This is a genomic window from Cellvibrio fibrivorans (assembly GCF_031457055.1).
Taxonomy (GTDB): Bacteria; Pseudomonadota; Gammaproteobacteria; order Pseudomonadales; family Cellvibrionaceae; genus Cellvibrio; species Cellvibrio fibrivorans.
Map to the genome: position 1 here is coordinate 226,967 of NZ_JAVDVX010000007.1, position 19,028 is coordinate 245,994.

A 19,028-nucleotide genomic window follows, 5' to 3' on the forward strand; every position below is an offset into this window, starting at 1 on the left:
AGGTCAAGTCAGGATGCAACCTAAGGCTAAACTTTGTCCTTGTTGTCACAGGATTCTACTCACACACTCCCACATCAGGCGTTCCACTTTACGCAATTCGATAAAAACGCAAACTTGTACCTATGAAAACACTTTCAATTTCGCCCAGTTTGCATCCTGTAAGTGCATGCTGGACAAGATTAAGCCAATTTTTATAGATAGTGAGCTGCTTGTTTGGCGCCAAACCAATGACAGGCCAGTCGCTCCCCCACATCAATCGCTCAGCTCCGAATACCGTGAGTAAATATTGAATATAAGGGGCCAGTTCTGCCTGCCCCTGGTCTTTGCCCGATTCAGCCGGCAGGCCTGAAATTTTGCAATGTACATTCGGTAATCTTGCGATGCTGGCGATGGCATTACGCCAGTCGTCGGCAGGACGATCAGTAGCGATAACCGCTGGCTTGGCAGCATGATCGATCACTATTGGCAGATCCGGATGGCGCCGCGCAAATTGCTCCAAATGTGGCAAATGACGGGTGTAGACCAGTGCATCGAAGCTCAATTTGTGCCCTTTCATCGCCGCGATCGCTGGTTCCAGTTCCGGGCGCAAGATCCAGTCATCGTCTGGCAGAGATTGCAACATGGGGCGCAGACCACGCAATTTGGGATGCCCTGCCAAATGGGCGATACGTGCAGACGCCGACTCCGACGCCAAATCCACCCAACCGACAACGGCTTTGACAAAATCGGATTGCTCCGCCACCGCCAATAAATAATCGGTATCCGCATCGCTCTCTTGCGATTGCACCAACACTGAACCCGTCACCCCCGCAAACCTGGCCAGCGGCAGCACATCCTCCACACCAAAATTGCGGTAGATCGCAACCAAATCCGGCGTCGGCCAACAGCAATCATGCTCGCCGAGTTGCCAGATATGTTGGTGCGCGTCGATCACTTGGCGACCACCTCTGCTTTATCGCGGCTACGTGCATAGAGCGCAATTACTGCAAAACACACCAGCGGAACGCCGACGGCGGAATGGATACTGGTCAAATCCGATACCAAGCCCATCACCGCCGTGAGCACGGCACCGCCGATAATCGCCATGATCACCAGCGATGACCCGGCTTTGGCGAGCGCCCCCAGGTTTTTAATGCTTAAAGCAAAAATAGTGGGAAACATCAGCGACATAAAAAAGCTGGTCGCTGCGAGCGCCAGCAATCCGGTGTGCCCGGGAACCAGCATCGCATAGGTGCAGAGGGCGATATTGGCGAGCGCATACAGCCACATCAACCAGGCAGCGCGGAAACGACCCATGAGCGCCGTCGCGACAAAACGGCCGACCATAAACACCACCAGCGAGCCCATCAAATAGTTAGCGAGGGTTTTCTCGCCCGTGCCCGGCACCGCCTCCTGCCCATAGCGGATCAGGAAACTCCAAATGCACACCTGCGCGCCCACATAAAAGAACTGCGCGGCCACACCAAACATAAACTCGCCATTGCGCAGCAGGGTTTTGTAATCCGCCCAACTGCCGGTTTCATCGATAGCGGGTTGTGTCGCGATGCGCGGAAACTTGACCAGTAATACCACCATCGCCCAAGCCAGCACGACCAAACCAATCACCAGATAGGGCCCCTGCACCGCATGGGATTCAAACTGGTAAAACTGCTCCAGTTGTTCAGCGCTCATCGCCGCCAGCTCTTCCGTCGTCGGCTCGTTACCGGAAAGGATAAATTCGCGCCCGATCAGAATCCCCGCAATACAGCCGAAGGGGTTAAACGATTGTGCAAAATTGAGCCGGCGCTCGGCGGTCGCGGGGTCGCCCATAGCGACAATCAACGGATTAGCCGAAGTCTCCAGAAATGCCAGGCCGCTGGCAATCACAAAGAGCGCGCCGAGAAACAGCACATATTCGCGCTGGGCGGCGGCGGGATAAAACAGAAAGGCGCCAGCCGCATAGAGCAGCAAGCCAAAGACCACCGCCGCTTTGTAGCCGAAGCGTTTCATCCAAAGGGCAGCAGGAATCGAGAACACAAAATAACCGGTATAAAAGGCAGACTGCACCAAGCCAGCTTTGAAATCCGACAGGGTAAATACCTTTTTGAACTGGGTGATCAGGATATCGTTGAGGTTGTTTGCCATACCCCACAAGAAGAATAGGCTGATGATCAGGATCAGTGGCAACAACAGGTTTACGGATTTATCGTTATTGTTCATCAAGACTCCACATTGTCATTATTAGGATGGAGAGTGCCCGTTATTGATCAGGCTTATAGCAACTTTTTTAGTTACTTTAGCAATACACCATTCCCACACAACTTAGATTGCATATAAAAAATGGTTTATACATAAAAGATGCTAACATAGAGTCAATCAAACTATAACATTTTTTTACACTAGGTTAATCGCCATGATCCTCGCTAATATCGACGACTATCGCACCCTCGCCCGCAAACGTTTACCGCATTTCCTCTTTGAGTATATAGACGGTGGAGCCTTTAGCGAGGCAACCCTGCACAATAACCAATCTGACCTGCAACAGATCGCTTTACGTCAGCGGGTATTGCGCGATGTGTCCAGCATATCAACCAAAACTACGCTGTTTGGCCAAACGTTTTCCCTACCGTTGGGTCTATCGCCCGTTGGTATCGCGGGCTTAAATGCACGGCGCGGCGAAGTACAGGCGGCGCAGGCGGCAGAAGAAGCCGGTATCCCCTTTTGTTTATCGACCGTATCGGCCTGCTCGATTGATGAAGTGAGCGCCGGTGTTAACAACCCCTTCTGGTTCCAGTTGTACATGATCCGCGACCGCGGCTTTCTGCGCGAAATGCTCGCGCGCGCCAAAGCCGCTGGCACTAACACCCTTCTATTTACCGTCGATATGCCCGTGCCCGCCACCCGCTACCGCGATATGCGCTCGGGTTTATCGGGCGGCAGCCTGTTGCAGCGCAAACTGACCCGCGTTGGCCAAGTGCTTACCAAACCACACTGGGCTTGGGATGTCGGCCTGCTCGGTCGCCCCCATTCACTTGGCAACATCACCCCGATCCTCGGTGACAAAGCCGGTATCGATGAATTCTGGAGCTGGCTGGGCGCCAATTTTGACCCCACTGTCACCTGGGCTGATATCGACCGCATCCGCGCTGAGTGGGATGGCCACTTCATTATCAAAGGCATTCTCGATGCCGACGACGCCAAACAAGCCGCAGCTATCGGCTGCGATGGCTTGATCGTCTCCAACCACGGCGGTCGCCAGCTGGATGGTGCACTCTCCTCCATCAAAGCCCTGCCGCGCATCGCCGATGCCGTAGGCGATGACCTCAGCCTGATCCTTGATTCCGGCGTGCGCTCGGGCTTGGATATCGTCCGCGCCATGGCGCTGGGCGCCAAAATGGTGATGATCGGCCGCCCCTGGGTTTACGCATTGGCGGCACGACAAAAACGCGGCGTGAAAGAAGTGATCGATATTTTTGCAAAAGAAATGCGCGTGGCGATGGCCTTGTCGGGCTGTACACGTGTGGAAGATATAAGTGCTAGCATGCTGGAAAATTACCGGGCATAAACAGGGCGTGGTGGCATGCGCGATATAAAAAATATCGATCTCAATTTATTGAAAGCGCTGGATGCCCTCTTGGATGAACGCAGCGTAACCCGCGCAGCAGAGCGGCTCTCGCTCACGCAACCGGCGATGAGTGGCATGCTGACGCGCTTGCGTGAAAGCTTTAATGATCCGCTGTTTGTGCGCTCACAGCGCGGCGTTGTGCCCACCGAGCGCGCACTGGAATTAGCGGCGCCCGTCAAACAAGTGCTGGCGGAAATCGCTGTACTGCTCACACCCACCGAGTTTGATCCGCTCACCGCAACCATGACGTTATCTATCGCCGCGACCGACTATGCCTTACAAGCGGTCGCCGTGCCTTTTGTGTTGGAATTGAAAAAGCGCGCCCCGAATATCCGCGTGGCGCTCTTGCCGATTGAAAACGAAAATTTGCATTCGCAACTGGAACGCGGCGATATCCAATTAGTGTTGTTAAGCCCGGCGAATAGCCCACCCGATTTGCATGCGCGCCGCCTATTCGACGAAGAATATGTGTGCGTGATGCGCGACGGACATCCCGCTGCGCAAACATCTTTATCGCTCGACGAATTCTGCCGCCTCGAACACGCACTTTTCTCTTACAACGGCGGTTGCTTCAGCGGCGCAACCGACGAAGCCTTGGCAAAAATCGGGCGCGAACGACAAGTAATGCTCTCGGTAAAATCCTTTTTGGTGATGACCAATATCGTCCGCGCCAGCGATTTGATTTCCGTCGTACCCAAACGTTTAGTTGAACACCTCGACGGACTGGCAACACAAGAAACACCACTGCCGGTTGAGGGTTTTGCACTGGTCGCGGCATGGCATGAGCGAACCCACAAAGACCCAGCGCAGCGCTGGATTCGCGACCTGTTGTTTGAATTATTTATTACTGATTAACCCGCCACTTTTTATCTCCCATCGGCCACCTATCAATCACTTATCAATCACTCATCATTGATCATCAACTCCAGATATAAAATTTCATGATGGCAATCATAAGAAAATAGAAATTTTTATATACCTGAAGAGCGGTTACTCTGCACTCACGAATTTGATTCGACGAACACTTGCAGCAACGCCTGCTTTTTTGGAGACACACATGTCTGAGTTATTTACCCGCTTTAAATTAAAGAGTGTTGAATTGCGCAACCGCATCGCCGTGCCGCCAATGTGCCAATATATGGCGACCGACGGCCTCAGCAACGACTGGCATCTTGCACACTACACCAGCATTGCGCGCGGTGGTGCGGGCTTGGTGATTGTTGAAGCAACAGCAGTATCGCCTGAGGGCCGTATCTCTCCCGGCTGCCTCGGCTTGTGGAGTGATGAACAAGCCGAGGGTCTCGCGCAAATCGCCAGTGCAATTAAAAAAGCTGGCGCTGTTCCCGGAATCCAGATTGCACACGCCGGCCGCAAAGCCAGCGCCAACCGCCCATGGGAAGGCGACGATCACATTCCCGCAAACGATCCGCGCAGCTGGGAAACCATTTCTCCGTCGCCCGTCGCCTTCGGTGGCGATCTGGATAAAACACCGCGCGAGATGAGCATCGTCGATATCAAACGCGTATGCGCGGATTTTGCTGCAGCGGCAAAACGCGCCCGTGACGCTGGTTTTAAATGGCTGGAATTGCATTTTGCGCACGGCTATTTAGCGCAAAGTTTTTTCTCAACGCACGCCAACAAACGCACCGACGAATACGGTGGTAGCCTCGAAAACCGCAGCCGCTTTTTATTGGAAACACTCGCCGCCGTCCGCAGCGTTTGGCCAGAAAATTTGCCACTGACGGCGCGTTTCGGTGTAATTGAATATGATGGTCGCGATGAAGAAACACTCGCAGAATCCATCGAAGTCACCAAACAGTTGCGCAAAAATGGTTTGGATATGCTGAGCGTAAGTGTCGGCTTTTCCACCCCCGATGCAAACATCCCTTGGGCACCGGCGTTCCTCGCACCCATCGCAGAGAAAGTTCGTAATGAAGCAGACTTGCCAGTGTCATCTGCCTGGGGTTTCAGTACGCCACAATTAGCGGAACACGCCATTGCCAATAAACAATTGGATTTAGTGATGATTGGTCGCCCGCATTTGGCGAATCCACACTGGCCCTATTTTGCGGCGAAAGAATTAGGCGTGGACAAGCCCTCCTGGGTTTTACCTGCACCTTATGCGCATTGGCTTGAGCGCTACAGAACCTGATCGAGTTGTAACATTTATATTTGCAAGATAGAAAATAAAATCCCGCTGATTGAACATCAGCGGGATTATTGCGGCAGGTTGAATATCAATTTTTAAATTACAAGCGGCGAACTATATTTCACACACTTACCATTCTGGTTCGTGAAAATGTTTCGAATACTCTTTTTTCTTTCGGTTGCCCTTCCAGCTTGAAAAAGTTTACACGTTGATGCAGATGCTGAGAAACTACAGCCAATGTTTGAGCATAATTTTCGACTTGCCCAATTGCACTAACGGCAACGTCAGTAACGTTGTTAATGCTGACCACATTTCTATTGATATCTTCCGCCACCATGCTTTGCTCTTCCGCTGCTGTCGCAATTTGTAAATTCATTCCGTTAATTTGTGAAACAGACTGTTTTATATCAGCCAGTATTTGTTGCGTGTGTTTTACATGCCCTACAGTCTCTGCAGCTTCGCCTCGGCTAGTTTCCATTACCGTTACAGCATTGCTAATACCAGTTTGTATTTTACTGATCATAGCCTGAATTTCTTGAGTAGAGCTATGCGTCCGGCTTGCTAATGTGCGAACCTCATCAGCTACCACCGCAAACCCTCGACCTTGCTCTCCGGCACGTGCAGCTTCAATTGCGGCATTTAACGCAAGCAAGTTGGTCTGTGCAGCAATGCTGCGAATGACTTCCAACACTTTTCCTATTTCACTACTGTCTATCGCCAGTTGAGTAATAACGCCTGACGTTTGTTCTACTTCATTAGATAAATCCAAAACAGCTTGAATAGAGCGAAGAACGGCGACTTCACCAATCCTGGTTTGCTCATCAGCTGAGTGTGTTGCGTTTGACGCATTTTGCGCATTTAAGGCGACCTCCGCGACTGTCGCCGTCATTTCATTCATCGCCGCTGCAACTTGCTGTGTCTGCTGCTGTTGGATATCCAACTCCTCTGAGGTGCGACGACTACTTTCGGCTAATTCGTGCGAAGCTTCCTGAAGCTCTGTCGATGAACGTCTGATTTCGTGTACTGTTTCCTGAAGCTTCTTACTCATATCCAACACTGCACGCATAATGCTATTTGCCGGTGGCTGATAGGCGAGATTTAACACAAGCCATCCATCAGCAACTTTCTGCACGTTCAAGGCAACATCATCAGGCTCACCGCCAATACGACGCACTAACTGTTTGGCAATCGTAGCACCCAAGCTAATACTGGCAACAATGCTTATCAATGTGAGTAATATCGTTATGAGTTCTGTAGTTCTTAGCGCTTTCTCGGATCGCTGGAATTCTTCATCTACAATAGTCAATTGCAATTCGATTAGCTTGGTCAAACCTTCGCTAATAGGATCTATGGCGGAGTATAGTTCCCCATCAAACTCATTAAACTGTCCTGCCGCTTCTCCGTTCAGATTTCCGATTTTTGCAAGCACACGGTCTATTTCAATATTGCCAGCAGGCAACAAGCGATCCACTGCTTCCATGAGGAACGTTTCTTCGCGCGTTAAATAGGTTTTTTTGTAGCCACTCCACAGTTTTTCCACATCTATTTTTGCTTGCGATAACGATTTACTGGCGCTGTCAGGATGCACTAATCCAGCATTGAGCTTGTTCACAGTATCGATCACTGCAACTGCATAAGCATCGGCGACTAATTTTAAGTCTCGCAGTGGAATAACACGGTCTTTATAAATAGTGGTAATACTGGCGTGTTCCGCTTCAAGTGCCGAAATGGAACGATAGCCGAGAAAAACTAAAAATATACAGGGCAATAAAGCAATCAATGCAAGCTTGTGGAAGGTTTTCATTGTGAATCATTCCTGTATTAATAATTAACAGCGATGCAAACTTTACGGTTATGTGAATTATTAAATCCCTCCGGGCACCACCATTGTCATTTGGTGTTAGACGAAGCCGATCAACCTGGAGTTACGCCGGTGCTTTTTGTCCAGCCAGAATAAAAGACCTGACCGAACCGCGTGGAGTTACCCATGCACGAAGGTGCTCTCAGTTGAGAGTGTAGAGGGAGGAGTTTTGTATACAATAAAGCGCGCAAGAAAAATCACCTTCGCACAATACAATTGGATACATTGTCAGAAATAAATCAGTTCAATCGTCAGAATTAATGCGCGCCACTACGATGGCAGGCGTAACCCAAGCCGTAGTGACTGACAATTGACACGGGGTTATCAGGAAGAGTTTCTAACTTGAGGCGGAGTCGGCTTATCAACAGATCCAATGCCCTGCCCTGTTGACCGGCTTCAACATCCCCCCAAATGGCTTCGCTCAAGACCTCGCGGCTTACCACTTGCCCTTCGTGACGTAGCAGAAATTCAAGCGTTCGAAATTGAGAGGGTGAAAGGCGACAACGGCCACCATTGCGAATGATTATCTCCAACGACGAGGGAAGCAAGGTAACTTCAAGCCCGGGACTCAACGCATTGAGGTCTTTACCCCGACGGCGCATTACCGCTCTTATGCGAGCAAGCAACACACTTTTATTCACCGGTTTAGTGACAAAATCGTCTGCCCCCAAATGCAAGGCCTGTGCAATATCGTCCGCCCGCCCGAAGCTGGTAACGAAGATAATCGCCGGGCAATCGGGTTCATTGATCAACTGCTTGGTCAGTTGAATACCACTGATGCCCGGTAACTGCCAATCGACTAACAGCAGCGATATTCCTTGCGCTTGCCAATTGGAAGCCAAAAACGCCTCACTCGACTCAAAACAATGACACTCGTAACCGTAAGGCGCGAGCCATAAGCTGACCAGTTGTGCGACAGATTTATCATCTTCAACGATGGCGACGGCGAGCAAGTGAGTAAACCTTCCATTTAACTGACTTTAAATTGTTTTACTGCAGAGCCCAGTATAGTCGCTAAACCATCTAATGCATTGCTTGACTGGGTAATCTTGCGTGCTTCCTGCTCCGCCAAATTGGCAGAATGCGTAATACGATCGAAGTTTTTGTTGATGTCAGCAGCTACTACAGATTGCTCTTCAGCAGTCGCGGCGATTTGTGTATTCATATCATTAATGCGTGTCACCGAGGAGTTAATTGCTTTCAATGCATCACCAGCGCGATGCGCCTGATCAACACTCAGGCTGGCCTGCTCCTGCCCCTGCTTCATTACTTCTACTGCTTTTTGCGAACCATCCTGCATTCGCTTGATAACTTCTTGTATCTGACGTGTTGACTGTTGGGTGCGACCAGCGAGGCTACGCACCTCATCGGCAACCACCGCAAAACCCCGTCCTTGCTCGCCCGCGCGCGCCGCTTCAATGGCTGCATTTAATGCGAGCAAATTGGTTTGCTCTGCGATACCTTGTATCACGTCTAACACCGAACCAATTTCACGGCTGCCTTCCGACAGATTATCAATGACCACAGCAGCCTCACCCACTTTACTCGCCAACTGCGAAATAGTTTGTTGCGTTTTATCAACTTCCTGCTGGCCCGCTGTAAATTCCTTCATGGCTGTTTGCGCTAAAATCGCCGCCTGATTTGTGTGATGCGCCACATCGATTACGCTATTGGCCATTTGCTGTATAGCCGAAGCACCTTGTTCGGTTTCATGTTTTTGCTGGCCAATTAATTTTTCGTTTTGCTTTGATGTGTTAAGCAAATCCGTAGAGGCAGACATCAGATCTGCTGCTGCTTTTGTTGTACTAGCCGTCATTTGATTCAGCTGGCTATTAAGCTTATGCAAGGCGCTCATAATGCTGTTGGGCGCAGATGCTTCAACGGTTAAGCGCAGATCACCATCGGCAATTTGATTAATGATTTCAGCTGCTTGTTCAGGTTCTCCGCCGAGAATTTGTAACAATCTTTTTACCGTCAGCACAGAAAAGGCAGCGCCGATCACCAGCGAAAAAGCGGTTACAATCATCATAAACAATTGAAAACTATGGGTTTCATCACGCACTGATTTAACACTTTGCTGAATTTCTTTTTCCTGAAGATCAATCAGCGCATTAATACGCTTTAACCATTCCGCGTAAGAAGGGGAAACATCCGACAACAAAAAGCTCCGCGCCTGATCATAATCATTCGCATTCAGTAAGCGGATACATTGAGCTGTAATTTCCAAGGTTTGTTTTTCGATAGTTTTGATCGCAGCCAATAATCGCTGCTCTTCAGGATTGTTGCCTTGTTTGGAGCTGTACAGCCGGTCAAGCAAAACCGCTGAGTCTTGATAAAATTTATCGAGCTTGACGATATCGCCCAAGTGTTTTTGGCTGGCGGTCAAATTACCTTCAAGTACCGCGTCGCGAATGGATATGGCACGATCATGTACGCTGCCGCGAAAATTAATCGCCTGACGTTGCTCAACAGAGGTTTGTTCGGCGACAGTCGTAAGTATCTGGTCTGCTTTTCTGATTTTAAGAACCCCCATCACGGTAGTTAAAATCATCAGTAGCAACAATAAAACGAAGCCGATATACAAGCGATTAATAACTTTCATAGAGCAATTGGACCCGTAGTTCGTTAGAGGATATTTAGTATTACTAATCCTTTAACCTGGCAGTTCAGGAGAAGATCGTTCATTTGCAACAAATCGCCTGATAAAAACCAAGTCTGCGCAATGAATTCCGTATCAGTAACCATAGCAACAAGAAACCATTCTGCGAGTTTTTAATTTGATTTCGCGTTAAAAAATGAGCAATCACCAAGCCACCAACAAAAATTGCTCGGTAATTTTCAAGGCGCGACAAAATGGTTATATAGAAAGAAGTGGGACACTGATAAAAAATGCATGACGGCGCATGAACGCCAGTAAGAAAGATTCGCAATCAACTCATTATTTTTGCACATCAGATCTATAAGCAACCCGATACGCACCATAAGAAATTCCAGATCACGAATCAGGGCCTGCCTATGAAAAAAATCCCGGCCTGTAAAAGCCGGGATCAATTAAATCGTCTGAAAAATTGTAGGTGTCAACTCAAGTAACTGTAAGGTCAACTTTGTATGGATACAGACATATAAATACGTCGCCTTACAAAAACTTCACCTCACAGAAAATCGGATAGTGATCCGATGGTGGCGTAGTGCCTTCGCGATAGGTAATCAGGTTGCAGCCAGACAGCGTAAACTTGCTGGCAAAAATATAATCCAATTGCACGTTAGGCGTTGGATTCCAACCATTAAACGTGTTACCGGTAAATAGGCTGATGAGTTGTGTTTGGTTCATCAGCGTATTGATCGGGCCACTACCCGGCGCTGCATTTAAATCGCCCAATAAAATAGTTGGCAGCGACCAACTCTGGTTCAAGCTTGGTAGGGTATCACGCAAAATATTTGCAGAACCTTGTTGCGAATTACCATCAACACCCCAGTGATTATTCAAAAACAAAAATTCGCGGCTGTCAGATTTTCTGCGCAACTTTATCCATTCACTGGTACGTCTGCCCCAGACATCGGCCACCAATTCAATAATGCCGCCTTGCACTAGATCAAACGCATCATTGCGATAAATAATTTGGCGCTGTGGCGATGAAGACCAATTACCGCCGAGGCTGCCTTTAATATAATCGTGCTGCTCAGTGGTGGCCTCCTGAAACCCAATCACTTGCGGCAATTGGGTTTTAATGGCGGTAATCAACTCAGCTTTGCGGTTATCCCAAAAGCGTTCGCCCACATCACCGGCGGGTGTAGTGCGCACGTTGTAGGTCATTACTTTTAAAGTTCCGGCGCTGCTGGAACTACTGCTTGAACTACTGCTGGAATTATCGTTGGGGCCAAGGTATTCAAAATCCACATAATTCAGATTGAAATTGCCGGTTTCAAAATAGGCTTCCAATTCATGCGCGCCTTGGTCGAGCGATACCTCGACACTTACATTCTGCCAGGTTTGCCAATTGCCGGTAGTAGGAACATTAATGCGGCTGCCAAGGTCGCTGCCGTTGAGTTTTAATTTGAAATAGGTGCCGCTGTTGGGCGATGCAACCCGCGCCGTCATTTTATAGCGGCCCTTCATACTCACATTCACTCGGTAACGCAAATATTCACCCGCGTCGATCCAACCCACGTTGTAGCCGCCGCCGGAATCTGTAGTGAGTTCAATATCTACATTGTCCGTGCGCAATTGGCCGCCGGTATTGCCCGCCGTTGTATCCAGAAAACTATTGTAGCGCTCGGCTTCTACACGCCCTGGAATGGCATGACCGCAATCGGTTTGCTGGCAAGACACCACATCAACCCAATTTAAATTCCATCCGCCGGTGGTAGCATAAACACCCAGGCTATAAGTGCCCGCATTTATTTTCACCACTTTGGAAAAAGTCTTCCAGGTTTGCCAACCGCCAGTGCCAGTTATGGCGAGCGCGCCCAATGGAATAGAACCGCCATTTAAATCCAGCGACAAGGTGCCACCACTCGCGCTCGCAACACGTGCACTTATTAAATAATCGCCCGTTGCGGGAATAACTAAATTGTTAAAGCTGAGCCACTCGGTGGGTTCAATCCAACCCACATTAAAGCCGCCACCAGTATCGGTGGTCGCTTGAATATCCACATTACCGGTGCGATACACATTGCCCGTATTGCCGGTGGTGGTATCAAAGGCAGCCGCGTAATCCTCGGCTTGATAAGGTGCAGCCGCACAAATGGCTGCGTAGTTAAGGCTGCCCAATAAAATAAAAGGCAATAATAGTGAAGGACGTTTTAAGCAGGGGTGCATGGAGATTCTCCGATGATCATAGGGAAAGGTTGAATTCATTATTAGTATGGGAAACACGCGCAACGTTATGTAACAGCAATACGCGAGTGCAGGAGCCTAGCCCCGATGGAGAATGATTTGCTAGTCAGTTTCAGTTGGGCGATAAAGTGACTGGGAACAGCGGGAGTGCCAGGCGTGTTAAAAAGTGGCACGCCTGACCTATCATAATGATTTTATTAGCGTTTAATTCAGATGGGATTTTCTATTAACGCAGATGTTCTTTAAGGCGCGCGAGAGTGGATAAAGTTTTAATGCGCAAGTCGCGGTCATACACATCGATCGTAAACATAAATTCATCGATGGCGAGTTCATCGCGCAATTGCTGCAAGCCATCCAAAATTTGAAGTTCATCACCAATTTGTGCGAGCGCTAAAAATTCCTCCACATTATTTTTTTCGCCAGCGGACCAATCTATTTGCGCAATATCAACCGGCGGCCGCAACCACATAGGCTCACCGCGAAACAACGCCACAATCCTCTGAAATCCGGTGGATGCATTAAACATCGCCCGCTCATTTGTCTCGCCCCAAATAACCGGCAATCCCAACATAAAATAGGGTTTATCCAAATATGCTGATGGGCGAAATTCTGCGCGATACCGTTTAAGTGCAGCACGCATATAGGCGGGCGCAAAATGCCCGGCGAATGAATAAGGCAATCCCAATTGTGCCGCAAGCCCCGCACTGTAAAGGCTGGAACCTAAAATCCAGATTGGCACTTGCGTACCTTCACCCGGCACAGCGCGCAATCGCTGTTGCGGTGAACTCGGCTGTAATAATTGTTGGATCACTTGCACTTCCTGCGCAAAATTTTCCGCAGCAGTATCATCGCGTTTTAATGCACGGCTGGTAACCGGGTCAGTCCCCGGAGCGCGCCCCAAGCCCAAATCGATGCGGTCGCCATAAAGCGATGCGAGCGTGCCGAATTGCTCCGCCACAATCAGCGGCGAGTGGTTGGGCAACATAATCCCACCAGACCCCACGCGCAGCTGCTGCGTATTCCCAGCAATATGCCCAATCAACACCGCCGTAGCCGAACTGGCAATGCCCTGCATATTGTGATGCTCCGCCAACCAAAACCGCTTAAACCCCAAGGCATCGGCCGCCTTGGCATAAGCCACGGCATGCGTAAAGCTGTCACAGGGAGTTTCATTGATGCGCACAGACGCGAGTTCAAGCAGAGAGAATTCGACAGACATAACACAACCTCATCCGATGGATAGGGTTGTATTTTACGGGTAAAAGATCTGGTGATGGGTTTGTGCGAAGGTAGTTTAGTAATTCTTTACCGTTTGCACTCTGTGAATATGACATAAATTGATTGTTGTACTTAATGTAATCCAGGGCTTATAGATTCAACAACCTCTGAAGTGTAAGTGCATTATTGTACGCATCGCCTATGGTATTGTTGAAGTAGACAAATATCGTTTTCCCACCGATGTGCCACTGTCGAATCCTTTGTGCATACGCTTCAATTATTTGGTAATCATAGGAACCGGTGTAGTTCCCTGATGGCCCATGGAAACGTAAATAGATAACGTCAGTTGCAGTGTGATCCAAGGGGGTTTTAACGCTAGGCATATCATGAAATACGAGCGATGCTTGATATTTTTGCAGCGCAGTATAGAAGTCATTTGTATACCAACTGTTATGGCGAACCTCGACCGCTAATTGCCAAAAAGGCACTGTTTGTATCGATGTTAAATGGTGCAGAATGCTTAATACCTTATCCGCATAAGCTATGGTTATGCTTGCCGGAAATTGAATTAATAGCGCGCCTTTATGCCCGTTCAATTCTTTTGTTGCGGAGATAAAATTAGCGATATCAGCGACCTCAAAATTCAATTGCTTTGCATGCGTTATCGATTTTGATAGCTTTACACTGAAAATAAAGTTGTCCGTAACTTCGCCACCCCATTTAGAAAATGTTTTGGCCTGAGGAAGTTTATAAAACGAGCTATTCACTTCCAACGAATTAAATATTGAGCTGTAATATTGCAACCGGGTACCTGAACGAAATTGTTCGGGGAAACTGATTTTGCTACCGGGCAATGCAATACCACTGGTTCCAATGTAAATTGGTGATTCATTCGCTTTCATATCACCTCAAACCAGGCTGGTGCATAATCGCTGGTCATCTCCCGCCAAAATTTTTCCGTGCGAGGCTGCCAATAAAAAAGCGCGAGGAAAGTCGCGCTTTTTTAGGACAAATTACTATTAAGCCGCTTTATGCGGTGCACTGCCTTCTGACGTGGAATGAATATCTTCAGCACCGGCACGCTTATAAATCTCTTTCACAGCGTCAACCTGGTCAGAATTTTCGGTGTGAACCGAGATCAGGGAATTACCGCCTTGAATTTTGCCATCATATAATTTGGCTTCATATTCAGGAATTCCCATGCCGATTAAACCACCTATCATCCCACCCGTTGCGCCACCGACAGCAGCTCCTCCGAGCGCAGCCATTATGGGGCCCGCAGCAATGAAAGGACCTACACCAGGAATGGCCAAGCTACCAATGCCAGCCAACCAACCCAGAGCGGCACCTGCCCCCATTCCCGCAATACCACCTGTGGTCGCTCCCTCAGGCATTTTCGTATTTTGTTCATGAGAGAAATCGCGTGTACCTGATTTATCGGCGAAAAGAACAGAAATTTGCGTATTAGGAAAACCAGCATCTTTTAAACTATGGACGATGGTTTCAGCTTGTTCGCGAGTTTGGGCAATACAATAAACAGCGTTTTTCATAATAAATCTCCAAAGGTTTACTTAGTGTCAATGTCTAATCGGTTATCAATACTTACAACTCCCGCAACTTTACGCGCGAGTCCCTCTACCCTTGCTTTTTCACTTGTATTCTTTACTGGACCGCGCAATGTAACCGCGCCATTCGCCACCATAATTTTTACATTGTGAGCGGCAGTCGAAAGATTGTCGTCTTCTACAATTGCACTGCGCACCGCCGCGAGAACTTTAAGGTCTGACTCGGAGTTCGACTGATTTTGTGGGGTCAGCGTATCGCCACTTTTGTCACGAGTGTTCAAATCCGTATTATCAGCATCTTTTGCCAACGCTGGTTTCATAGCGGATGATGTCGCTGACGACATAGATGAAGACGAGCTATGGAGAACTCCATTTGCCGCTATCGCTGTTGCGCTACCAAGCACAAGAGTAAATCCTAAAAGTTTTATTGATGTTCGCATCATTTCTCTCCGGTAGTTAATAAGTGGCCGCCAATTCGCAACCTGCTGTGCGCAGTCTATGCCGAGAAATTTCATTTGATTGTTTGGTAGCACACATTGGAGCTAATTTTCTATTAAGAATTTAAAACGATATAGAGCTGGTTTGGGGGAGGGGTAGTCAAGCACATCACTTTAAGAGACAGTTGAGATGCTTAAGCATTGCGATACGAGATGGGCGACCTGAGGATTTTTGTGCATGGTCTCTAAATGAAAATCTTCCCACATAGGTGAGAATTGATACTCTCATTTTCATGGTGCAAATTACTTTTCTGTTGGTTTCTCCATAGTTTCGATCTTCTTCAAAATATCCTCCGCCTCACTCGTGAGCATCGAATAAGACCTGATATCGCCATTGCGCTGTGCATACATGGCCTCTTCTAATTTTTGCAGATATTGTTTATTGAGCTCTTTAAGCGGATCTTTTTTGAAAAAGGAAAACATAGTAATTATCCGTTAATTTCTGTAGTCAGCTATTACGGTTGCCAACAGGTTTTGGTTCAATCTACCCACTCACTAGTCCTCCTCCCAAAAAAACCTCGCTAGGTTGCTTACCGAACAGTTCGTCAGGTTCGCATCATTTAAGCTGGTGAGAACCACGCTGTAAGAGCAGCGCCTGACGTTTTTAACATTACCCATGCGAGATTATTATGAATTCAATTAATGAAAACCAAACCGAACATAACCATGAAGACCTGAGCGGCGTTGCCGCTGTTGAGAAAATCAAACAGATTATTGATAAGGCGGAGAGTTGCTTTTTCAGCACTGCTATTGCAGTTGCAGAATCTTGTGGAACGCGCCCTATGGGCGTGCAAGAGGTGGACGACGAGGGCAATATTTGGTTCCTGAGTGCGAATGACAGCCACAAAGATCAGGAAATTGCGATAAACCCCAGTGTTACTTTGCATTTTCAAGGCTCGGCTCATTCTGATTTTTTAGTCATTAAAGGCACTGCCACTGCTTCACGCGATGAAAACAGAATTAAAGAATTATGGAAGCCGATATTTAAAACCTGGTTTACTGAAGGCGAAAATGATCCGCGTATCTCTGTTATCAAAGTGACGCCAACCGAAGGCTATTACTGGGATACCAAATATGGTTTTGCTGTGGCGGGAATTAAAATGGCTATTGGCGCGTTGATAGGTAAAACACTGGATGATTCTATCGAAGGGAAAGTAAAAATGTAAAAGCAAGGTAGATACACAACCGTACTTGCGGGGCTTAATGCCTGGTTAGAAAATGGCATTGAACTCAACTTAATTTGCGATCAATTCCCGGACACTTGTCAACATGTGAAATTCATCTGTCCACTAACCCTTCTAACTCAATTTAATTAAAAGATAATTTTTAATATTGTGTAAGCCGTAAAAGTGATTTATTTCGCCAAATCGCGTTTTATTTTTTTACAGCCCAGTTTTCAAACTATACTATCTACGCGCAACAGGAGTGACGAATCTGCCATTCCTGCGCTGCTGTTTAAATTAAAAATAAGAAACTGCAAAAAATATTCGGTCAATAAACAATAACTAATTGCCGAGGATTTTTTATGTTTACTAAAATTGCGTCAGTTGCTGTTCTGGCACTGGCTTTCACATCTATTTCATCGCTTGTCTCCGCTGCCGTCACCATCCAGGAAAATGATCCGGGATTTTGCAGTTACGACGGCATTATCAGCACCGCTAACAACGGTTACACCGGTGCCGGTTATGTCGACATCAATAACTCCGGCGGGCAGGGAATTAATTACCAGATAAATGTACCTGCGAGCGGTAGTTATTCCATTAGTTTTCGTTATGCGAATGTGGGATCAACCAGTGCGGGCTTAACAGTGAATGGCTCATCGGGCAGCTTGTCATTTCCGCGTACTGCGTCGCTATCAACATGGAGCACGGTGACCAAAAATATCAATTTAATGGCAGGTGCAAACCAGCTGCGATTGCGCGCAACGGGTTCGCAAGAAATTGCCAATATTGATTCTTTGACCGTCGGTGGAAATGCAGTGGCGGGCAATTGCGGAGCTGCATCCTCAGTACCCAATTCATCAGCTCCCTCTTCTGTTGCGTCTGTGCAATCGTCCAGCCGTGTTTCCAGCAGTTCGCCGAGTAGTAATTCTTCCACTCCAATATTGAGTTCATCGCGCTCGTCGGTGCAGTCAGTTTCCAGTAGCTCCGCATCCAGCATACCGATTAGTGAAACACCTGATTTTTCATTGACAGGTTTTGCTACCGTTCCAGCGTTGGGTGTTCCAACGACAACGGGCGGTGCGGGCGGTGCGGTTGTGAGGGTAACGACCTTTGAGCAACTGCAAACCTATATTACGGCGAGCGAGCCTTATGTGATTCAGGTAGAAGGCACGATTCAACCACCGACGGGGTACGTAAAATTTAATGTAGCGTCCAACAAAACAATTGTTGGTGTTGGCAATACTGCGATTTTGCGGCAAATAGGTTTCCGTGTCGGCGGCACTACCGGATGCCTTGAAGCGTACAACACGAGTAACACTTATGTATCCAATGTCGTTATTCGCAATTTAACTTTCCGCGATGTGTATGACGCAGGTTCAAACCCCGATGCCGATGGTGTAACGGTTGAATGTTTTTCTCACCATGTGTGGGTAGACCACAACACCTTTATTTACAGTGCCCCTAACTCCACGCTCGCGGGACGCATTGATGGTGCTGTGGATGTAAAACGCGGTGGCGATTGGGTGACAGTTTCCTGGAACCATTTTTATCACTACAACAAGACCATGCTGTTAGGGCACGTTGATAGTAATGCCGTTCAGGATTCAGGGCGCCTGCACGTGACTTATCACCACAATTATTTTGAAAATACCTATCAACGCCATCCCCGCGTACGTTTTGGTAAGGCACATGTCTACAATAATTATTTTTTCAACGACCGCACTGGCCCCAGCCGCCAGATTTCCTACATCGCATTAGCTGGCCCGGAAGCAGAGTTGTATCTGGAAGCGAATAATATTTATGTGGATAGCGGAGAGCTTTACGTAGTCAGTGAAGACAGCGAGCAAAGTGCCAAGGTGACATTTACCAATGACAATATCGTGAAATTGTTTAACCCAAACGCAGAATGGATATTACACGTAGACAACGGTTTGGCATTTAATCCACGCAATTTTTATCAGTACACGATTAATAGCGCATCGGTATTGCCAATCCTGGTGCCAACTTATGCAGGTGCGGGCAAGATAGATGTGGCGAAAGACTGATCGACTGTGAGAATGCAAATGCCCGGTCGCTTTACAGCGGCCGGGCATTTTTAGTTAATAGCGGCTCAACGAATCGATTAATAAACAAC

The 19,028-nt window shown here is 48.0% G+C and carries 16 protein-coding genes; 5 read left to right on the top strand and 11 right to left on the bottom strand.

What is annotated here, in order from left to right:
* Positions 1–88: 88 nt before the first annotated feature.
* Complete coding sequence (locus J2X05_RS18155) at positions 89–934, bottom strand: amidohydrolase family protein (RefSeq protein ID WP_310075204.1); 846 nt, start codon at positions 932–934, stop codon at positions 89–91.
* Positions 931–2,199 (bottom strand): L-fucose:H+ symporter permease, encoded by a 1,269-nt coding sequence (gene fucP / locus J2X05_RS18160; RefSeq protein ID WP_310075207.1) that lies wholly within the window; start codon positions 2,197–2,199, stop codon positions 931–933. The genes J2X05_RS18155 and fucP overlap by 4 nt, the downstream gene beginning before the upstream one ends.
* A gap of 193 nt (positions 2,200–2,392) precedes the next feature.
* On the opposite strand from fucP, the gene J2X05_RS18165 reads away from it, so the two are divergent.
* From J2X05_RS18165 to J2X05_RS18175, 3 genes are all read left to right on the top strand, one after another.
* The gene (locus tag J2X05_RS18165; RefSeq protein ID WP_310075211.1) at positions 2,393–3,544 is read left to right on the top strand and encodes an L-lactate dehydrogenase; all 1,152 of its coding nucleotides are present in this window, start codon (positions 2,393–2,395) and stop codon (positions 3,542–3,544) included.
* Positions 3,545–3,559: 15 nt separating this feature from the next.
* Positions 3,560–4,459, top strand: a complete 900-nt coding sequence (locus J2X05_RS18170) for a LysR family transcriptional regulator (protein ID WP_310075213.1) — start codon at positions 3,560–3,562, stop codon at positions 4,457–4,459.
* Between the two features lie 202 nt (positions 4,460–4,661).
* On the top strand, positions 4,662–5,756 hold the full coding sequence (locus J2X05_RS18175) for an NADH:flavin oxidoreductase/NADH oxidase (RefSeq protein ID WP_310075216.1): 1,095 nt from the start codon (positions 4,662–4,664) through the stop codon (positions 5,754–5,756).
* A gap of 118 nt (positions 5,757–5,874) precedes the next feature.
* Here the strand turns inward: J2X05_RS18175 and J2X05_RS18180 are convergent, their stop codons facing one another.
* The 9 genes from J2X05_RS18180 to J2X05_RS18220 form a co-directional block, all read right to left on the bottom strand.
* Positions 5,875–7,557, bottom strand: coding sequence for a methyl-accepting chemotaxis protein (locus J2X05_RS18180; RefSeq protein ID WP_310075218.1), 1,683 nt, complete (start codon positions 7,555–7,557; stop codon positions 5,875–5,877).
* A gap of 314 nt (positions 7,558–7,871) precedes the next feature.
* On the bottom strand, positions 7,872–8,567 hold the full coding sequence (locus J2X05_RS18185; protein WP_310075220.1) for a response regulator transcription factor: 696 nt from the start codon (positions 8,565–8,567) through the stop codon (positions 7,872–7,874).
* A gap of 17 nt (positions 8,568–8,584) precedes the next feature.
* Positions 8,585–10,216 (bottom strand): methyl-accepting chemotaxis protein, encoded by a 1,632-nt coding sequence (locus J2X05_RS18190; protein WP_310075222.1) that lies wholly within the window; start codon positions 10,214–10,216, stop codon positions 8,585–8,587.
* Between the two features lie 534 nt (positions 10,217–10,750).
* A complete protein-coding gene (locus J2X05_RS18195; RefSeq protein ID WP_310075224.1) occupies positions 10,751–12,433 on the bottom strand; it encodes a carbohydrate-binding protein in 1,683 nt (560 codons plus the stop codon).
* A 244-nt stretch (positions 12,434–12,677) separates the two neighbouring features.
* A complete protein-coding gene (locus J2X05_RS18200; protein ID WP_310075226.1) occupies positions 12,678–13,670 on the bottom strand; it encodes an LLM class flavin-dependent oxidoreductase in 993 nt (330 codons plus the stop codon).
* Between the two features lie 148 nt (positions 13,671–13,818).
* Positions 13,819–14,571 carry a DUF72 domain-containing protein gene (locus J2X05_RS18205; RefSeq protein ID WP_310075229.1) on the bottom strand — a complete coding sequence of 251 codons (753 nt, stop codon included), beginning with the start codon at positions 14,569–14,571 and terminating at the stop codon, positions 13,819–13,821.
* Positions 14,572–14,688: 117 nt separating this feature from the next.
* Positions 14,689–15,219, bottom strand: coding sequence for a hypothetical protein (locus J2X05_RS18210; protein WP_310075230.1), 531 nt, complete (start codon positions 15,217–15,219; stop codon positions 14,689–14,691).
* A gap of 17 nt (positions 15,220–15,236) precedes the next feature.
* Positions 15,237–15,749 carry a BON domain-containing protein gene (locus J2X05_RS18215; protein ID WP_310075232.1) on the bottom strand — a complete coding sequence of 171 codons (513 nt, stop codon included), beginning with the start codon at positions 15,747–15,749 and terminating at the stop codon, positions 15,237–15,239.
* 225 nt (positions 15,750–15,974) lie between these two features.
* Complete coding sequence (locus tag J2X05_RS18220; protein WP_310075234.1) at positions 15,975–16,154, bottom strand: DUF6435 family protein; 180 nt, start codon at positions 16,152–16,154, stop codon at positions 15,975–15,977.
* Positions 16,155–16,360: 206 nt separating this feature from the next.
* Between J2X05_RS18220 and J2X05_RS18225 the strand changes: the two genes are divergently transcribed.
* Positions 16,361–16,897 carry a pyridoxamine 5'-phosphate oxidase family protein gene (locus tag J2X05_RS18225; RefSeq protein ID WP_310075237.1) on the top strand — a complete coding sequence of 179 codons (537 nt, stop codon included), beginning with the start codon at positions 16,361–16,363 and terminating at the stop codon, positions 16,895–16,897.
* 359 nt (positions 16,898–17,256) lie between these two features.
* Positions 17,257–18,939, top strand: coding sequence for a pectate lyase family protein (locus J2X05_RS18230; protein ID WP_310075240.1), 1,683 nt, complete (start codon positions 17,257–17,259; stop codon positions 18,937–18,939).
* The last annotated feature ends 89 nt before the right edge of the window (positions 18,940–19,028 follow it).

What these genes read in the sequence shown, in the direction of transcription:
- J2X05_RS18170 (WP_310075213.1), top strand. Translation starts at nt 3,560, where the DNA reads ATGCGCGATATAAAAAATATCGATCTCAATTTATTGAAAGCGCTGGAT.
- J2X05_RS18195 (WP_310075224.1), bottom strand. Translation starts at nt 12,433, where the DNA reads ATGCACCCCTGCTTAAAACGTCCTTCACTATTATTGCCTTTTATTTTA.
- J2X05_RS18180 (WP_310075218.1), bottom strand. Translation starts at nt 7,557, where the DNA reads ATGAAAACCTTCCACAAGCTTGCATTGATTGCTTTATTGCCCTGTATA.
- J2X05_RS18165 (WP_310075211.1), top strand. Translation starts at nt 2,393, where the DNA reads ATGATCCTCGCTAATATCGACGACTATCGCACCCTCGCCCGCAAACGT.
- J2X05_RS18230 (WP_310075240.1), top strand. Translation starts at nt 17,257, where the DNA reads ATGTTTACTAAAATTGCGTCAGTTGCTGTTCTGGCACTGGCTTTCACA.
- J2X05_RS18220 (WP_310075234.1), bottom strand. Translation starts at nt 16,154, where the DNA reads ATGTTTTCCTTTTTCAAAAAAGATCCGCTTAAAGAGCTCAATAAACAA.
- J2X05_RS18175 (WP_310075216.1), top strand. Translation starts at nt 4,662, where the DNA reads ATGTCTGAGTTATTTACCCGCTTTAAATTAAAGAGTGTTGAATTGCGC.
- J2X05_RS18205 (WP_310075229.1), bottom strand. Translation starts at nt 14,571, where the DNA reads ATGAAAGCGAATGAATCACCAATTTACATTGGAACCAGTGGTATTGCA.
- J2X05_RS18200 (WP_310075226.1), bottom strand. Translation starts at nt 13,670, where the DNA reads ATGTCTGTCGAATTCTCTCTGCTTGAACTCGCGTCTGTGCGCATCAAT.
- fucP (WP_310075207.1), bottom strand. Translation starts at nt 2,199, where the DNA reads ATGAACAATAACGATAAATCCGTAAACCTGTTGTTGCCACTGATCCTG.
- J2X05_RS18190 (WP_310075222.1), bottom strand. Translation starts at nt 10,216, where the DNA reads ATGAAAGTTATTAATCGCTTGTATATCGGCTTCGTTTTATTGTTGCTA.
- J2X05_RS18215 (WP_310075232.1), bottom strand. Translation starts at nt 15,749, where the DNA reads ATGAAATTTCTCGGCATAGACTGCGCACAGCAGGTTGCGAATTGGCGG.
- J2X05_RS18210 (WP_310075230.1), bottom strand. Translation starts at nt 15,219, where the DNA reads ATGAAAAACGCTGTTTATTGTATTGCCCAAACTCGCGAACAAGCTGAA.
- J2X05_RS18225 (WP_310075237.1), top strand. Translation starts at nt 16,361, where the DNA reads ATGAATTCAATTAATGAAAACCAAACCGAACATAACCATGAAGACCTG.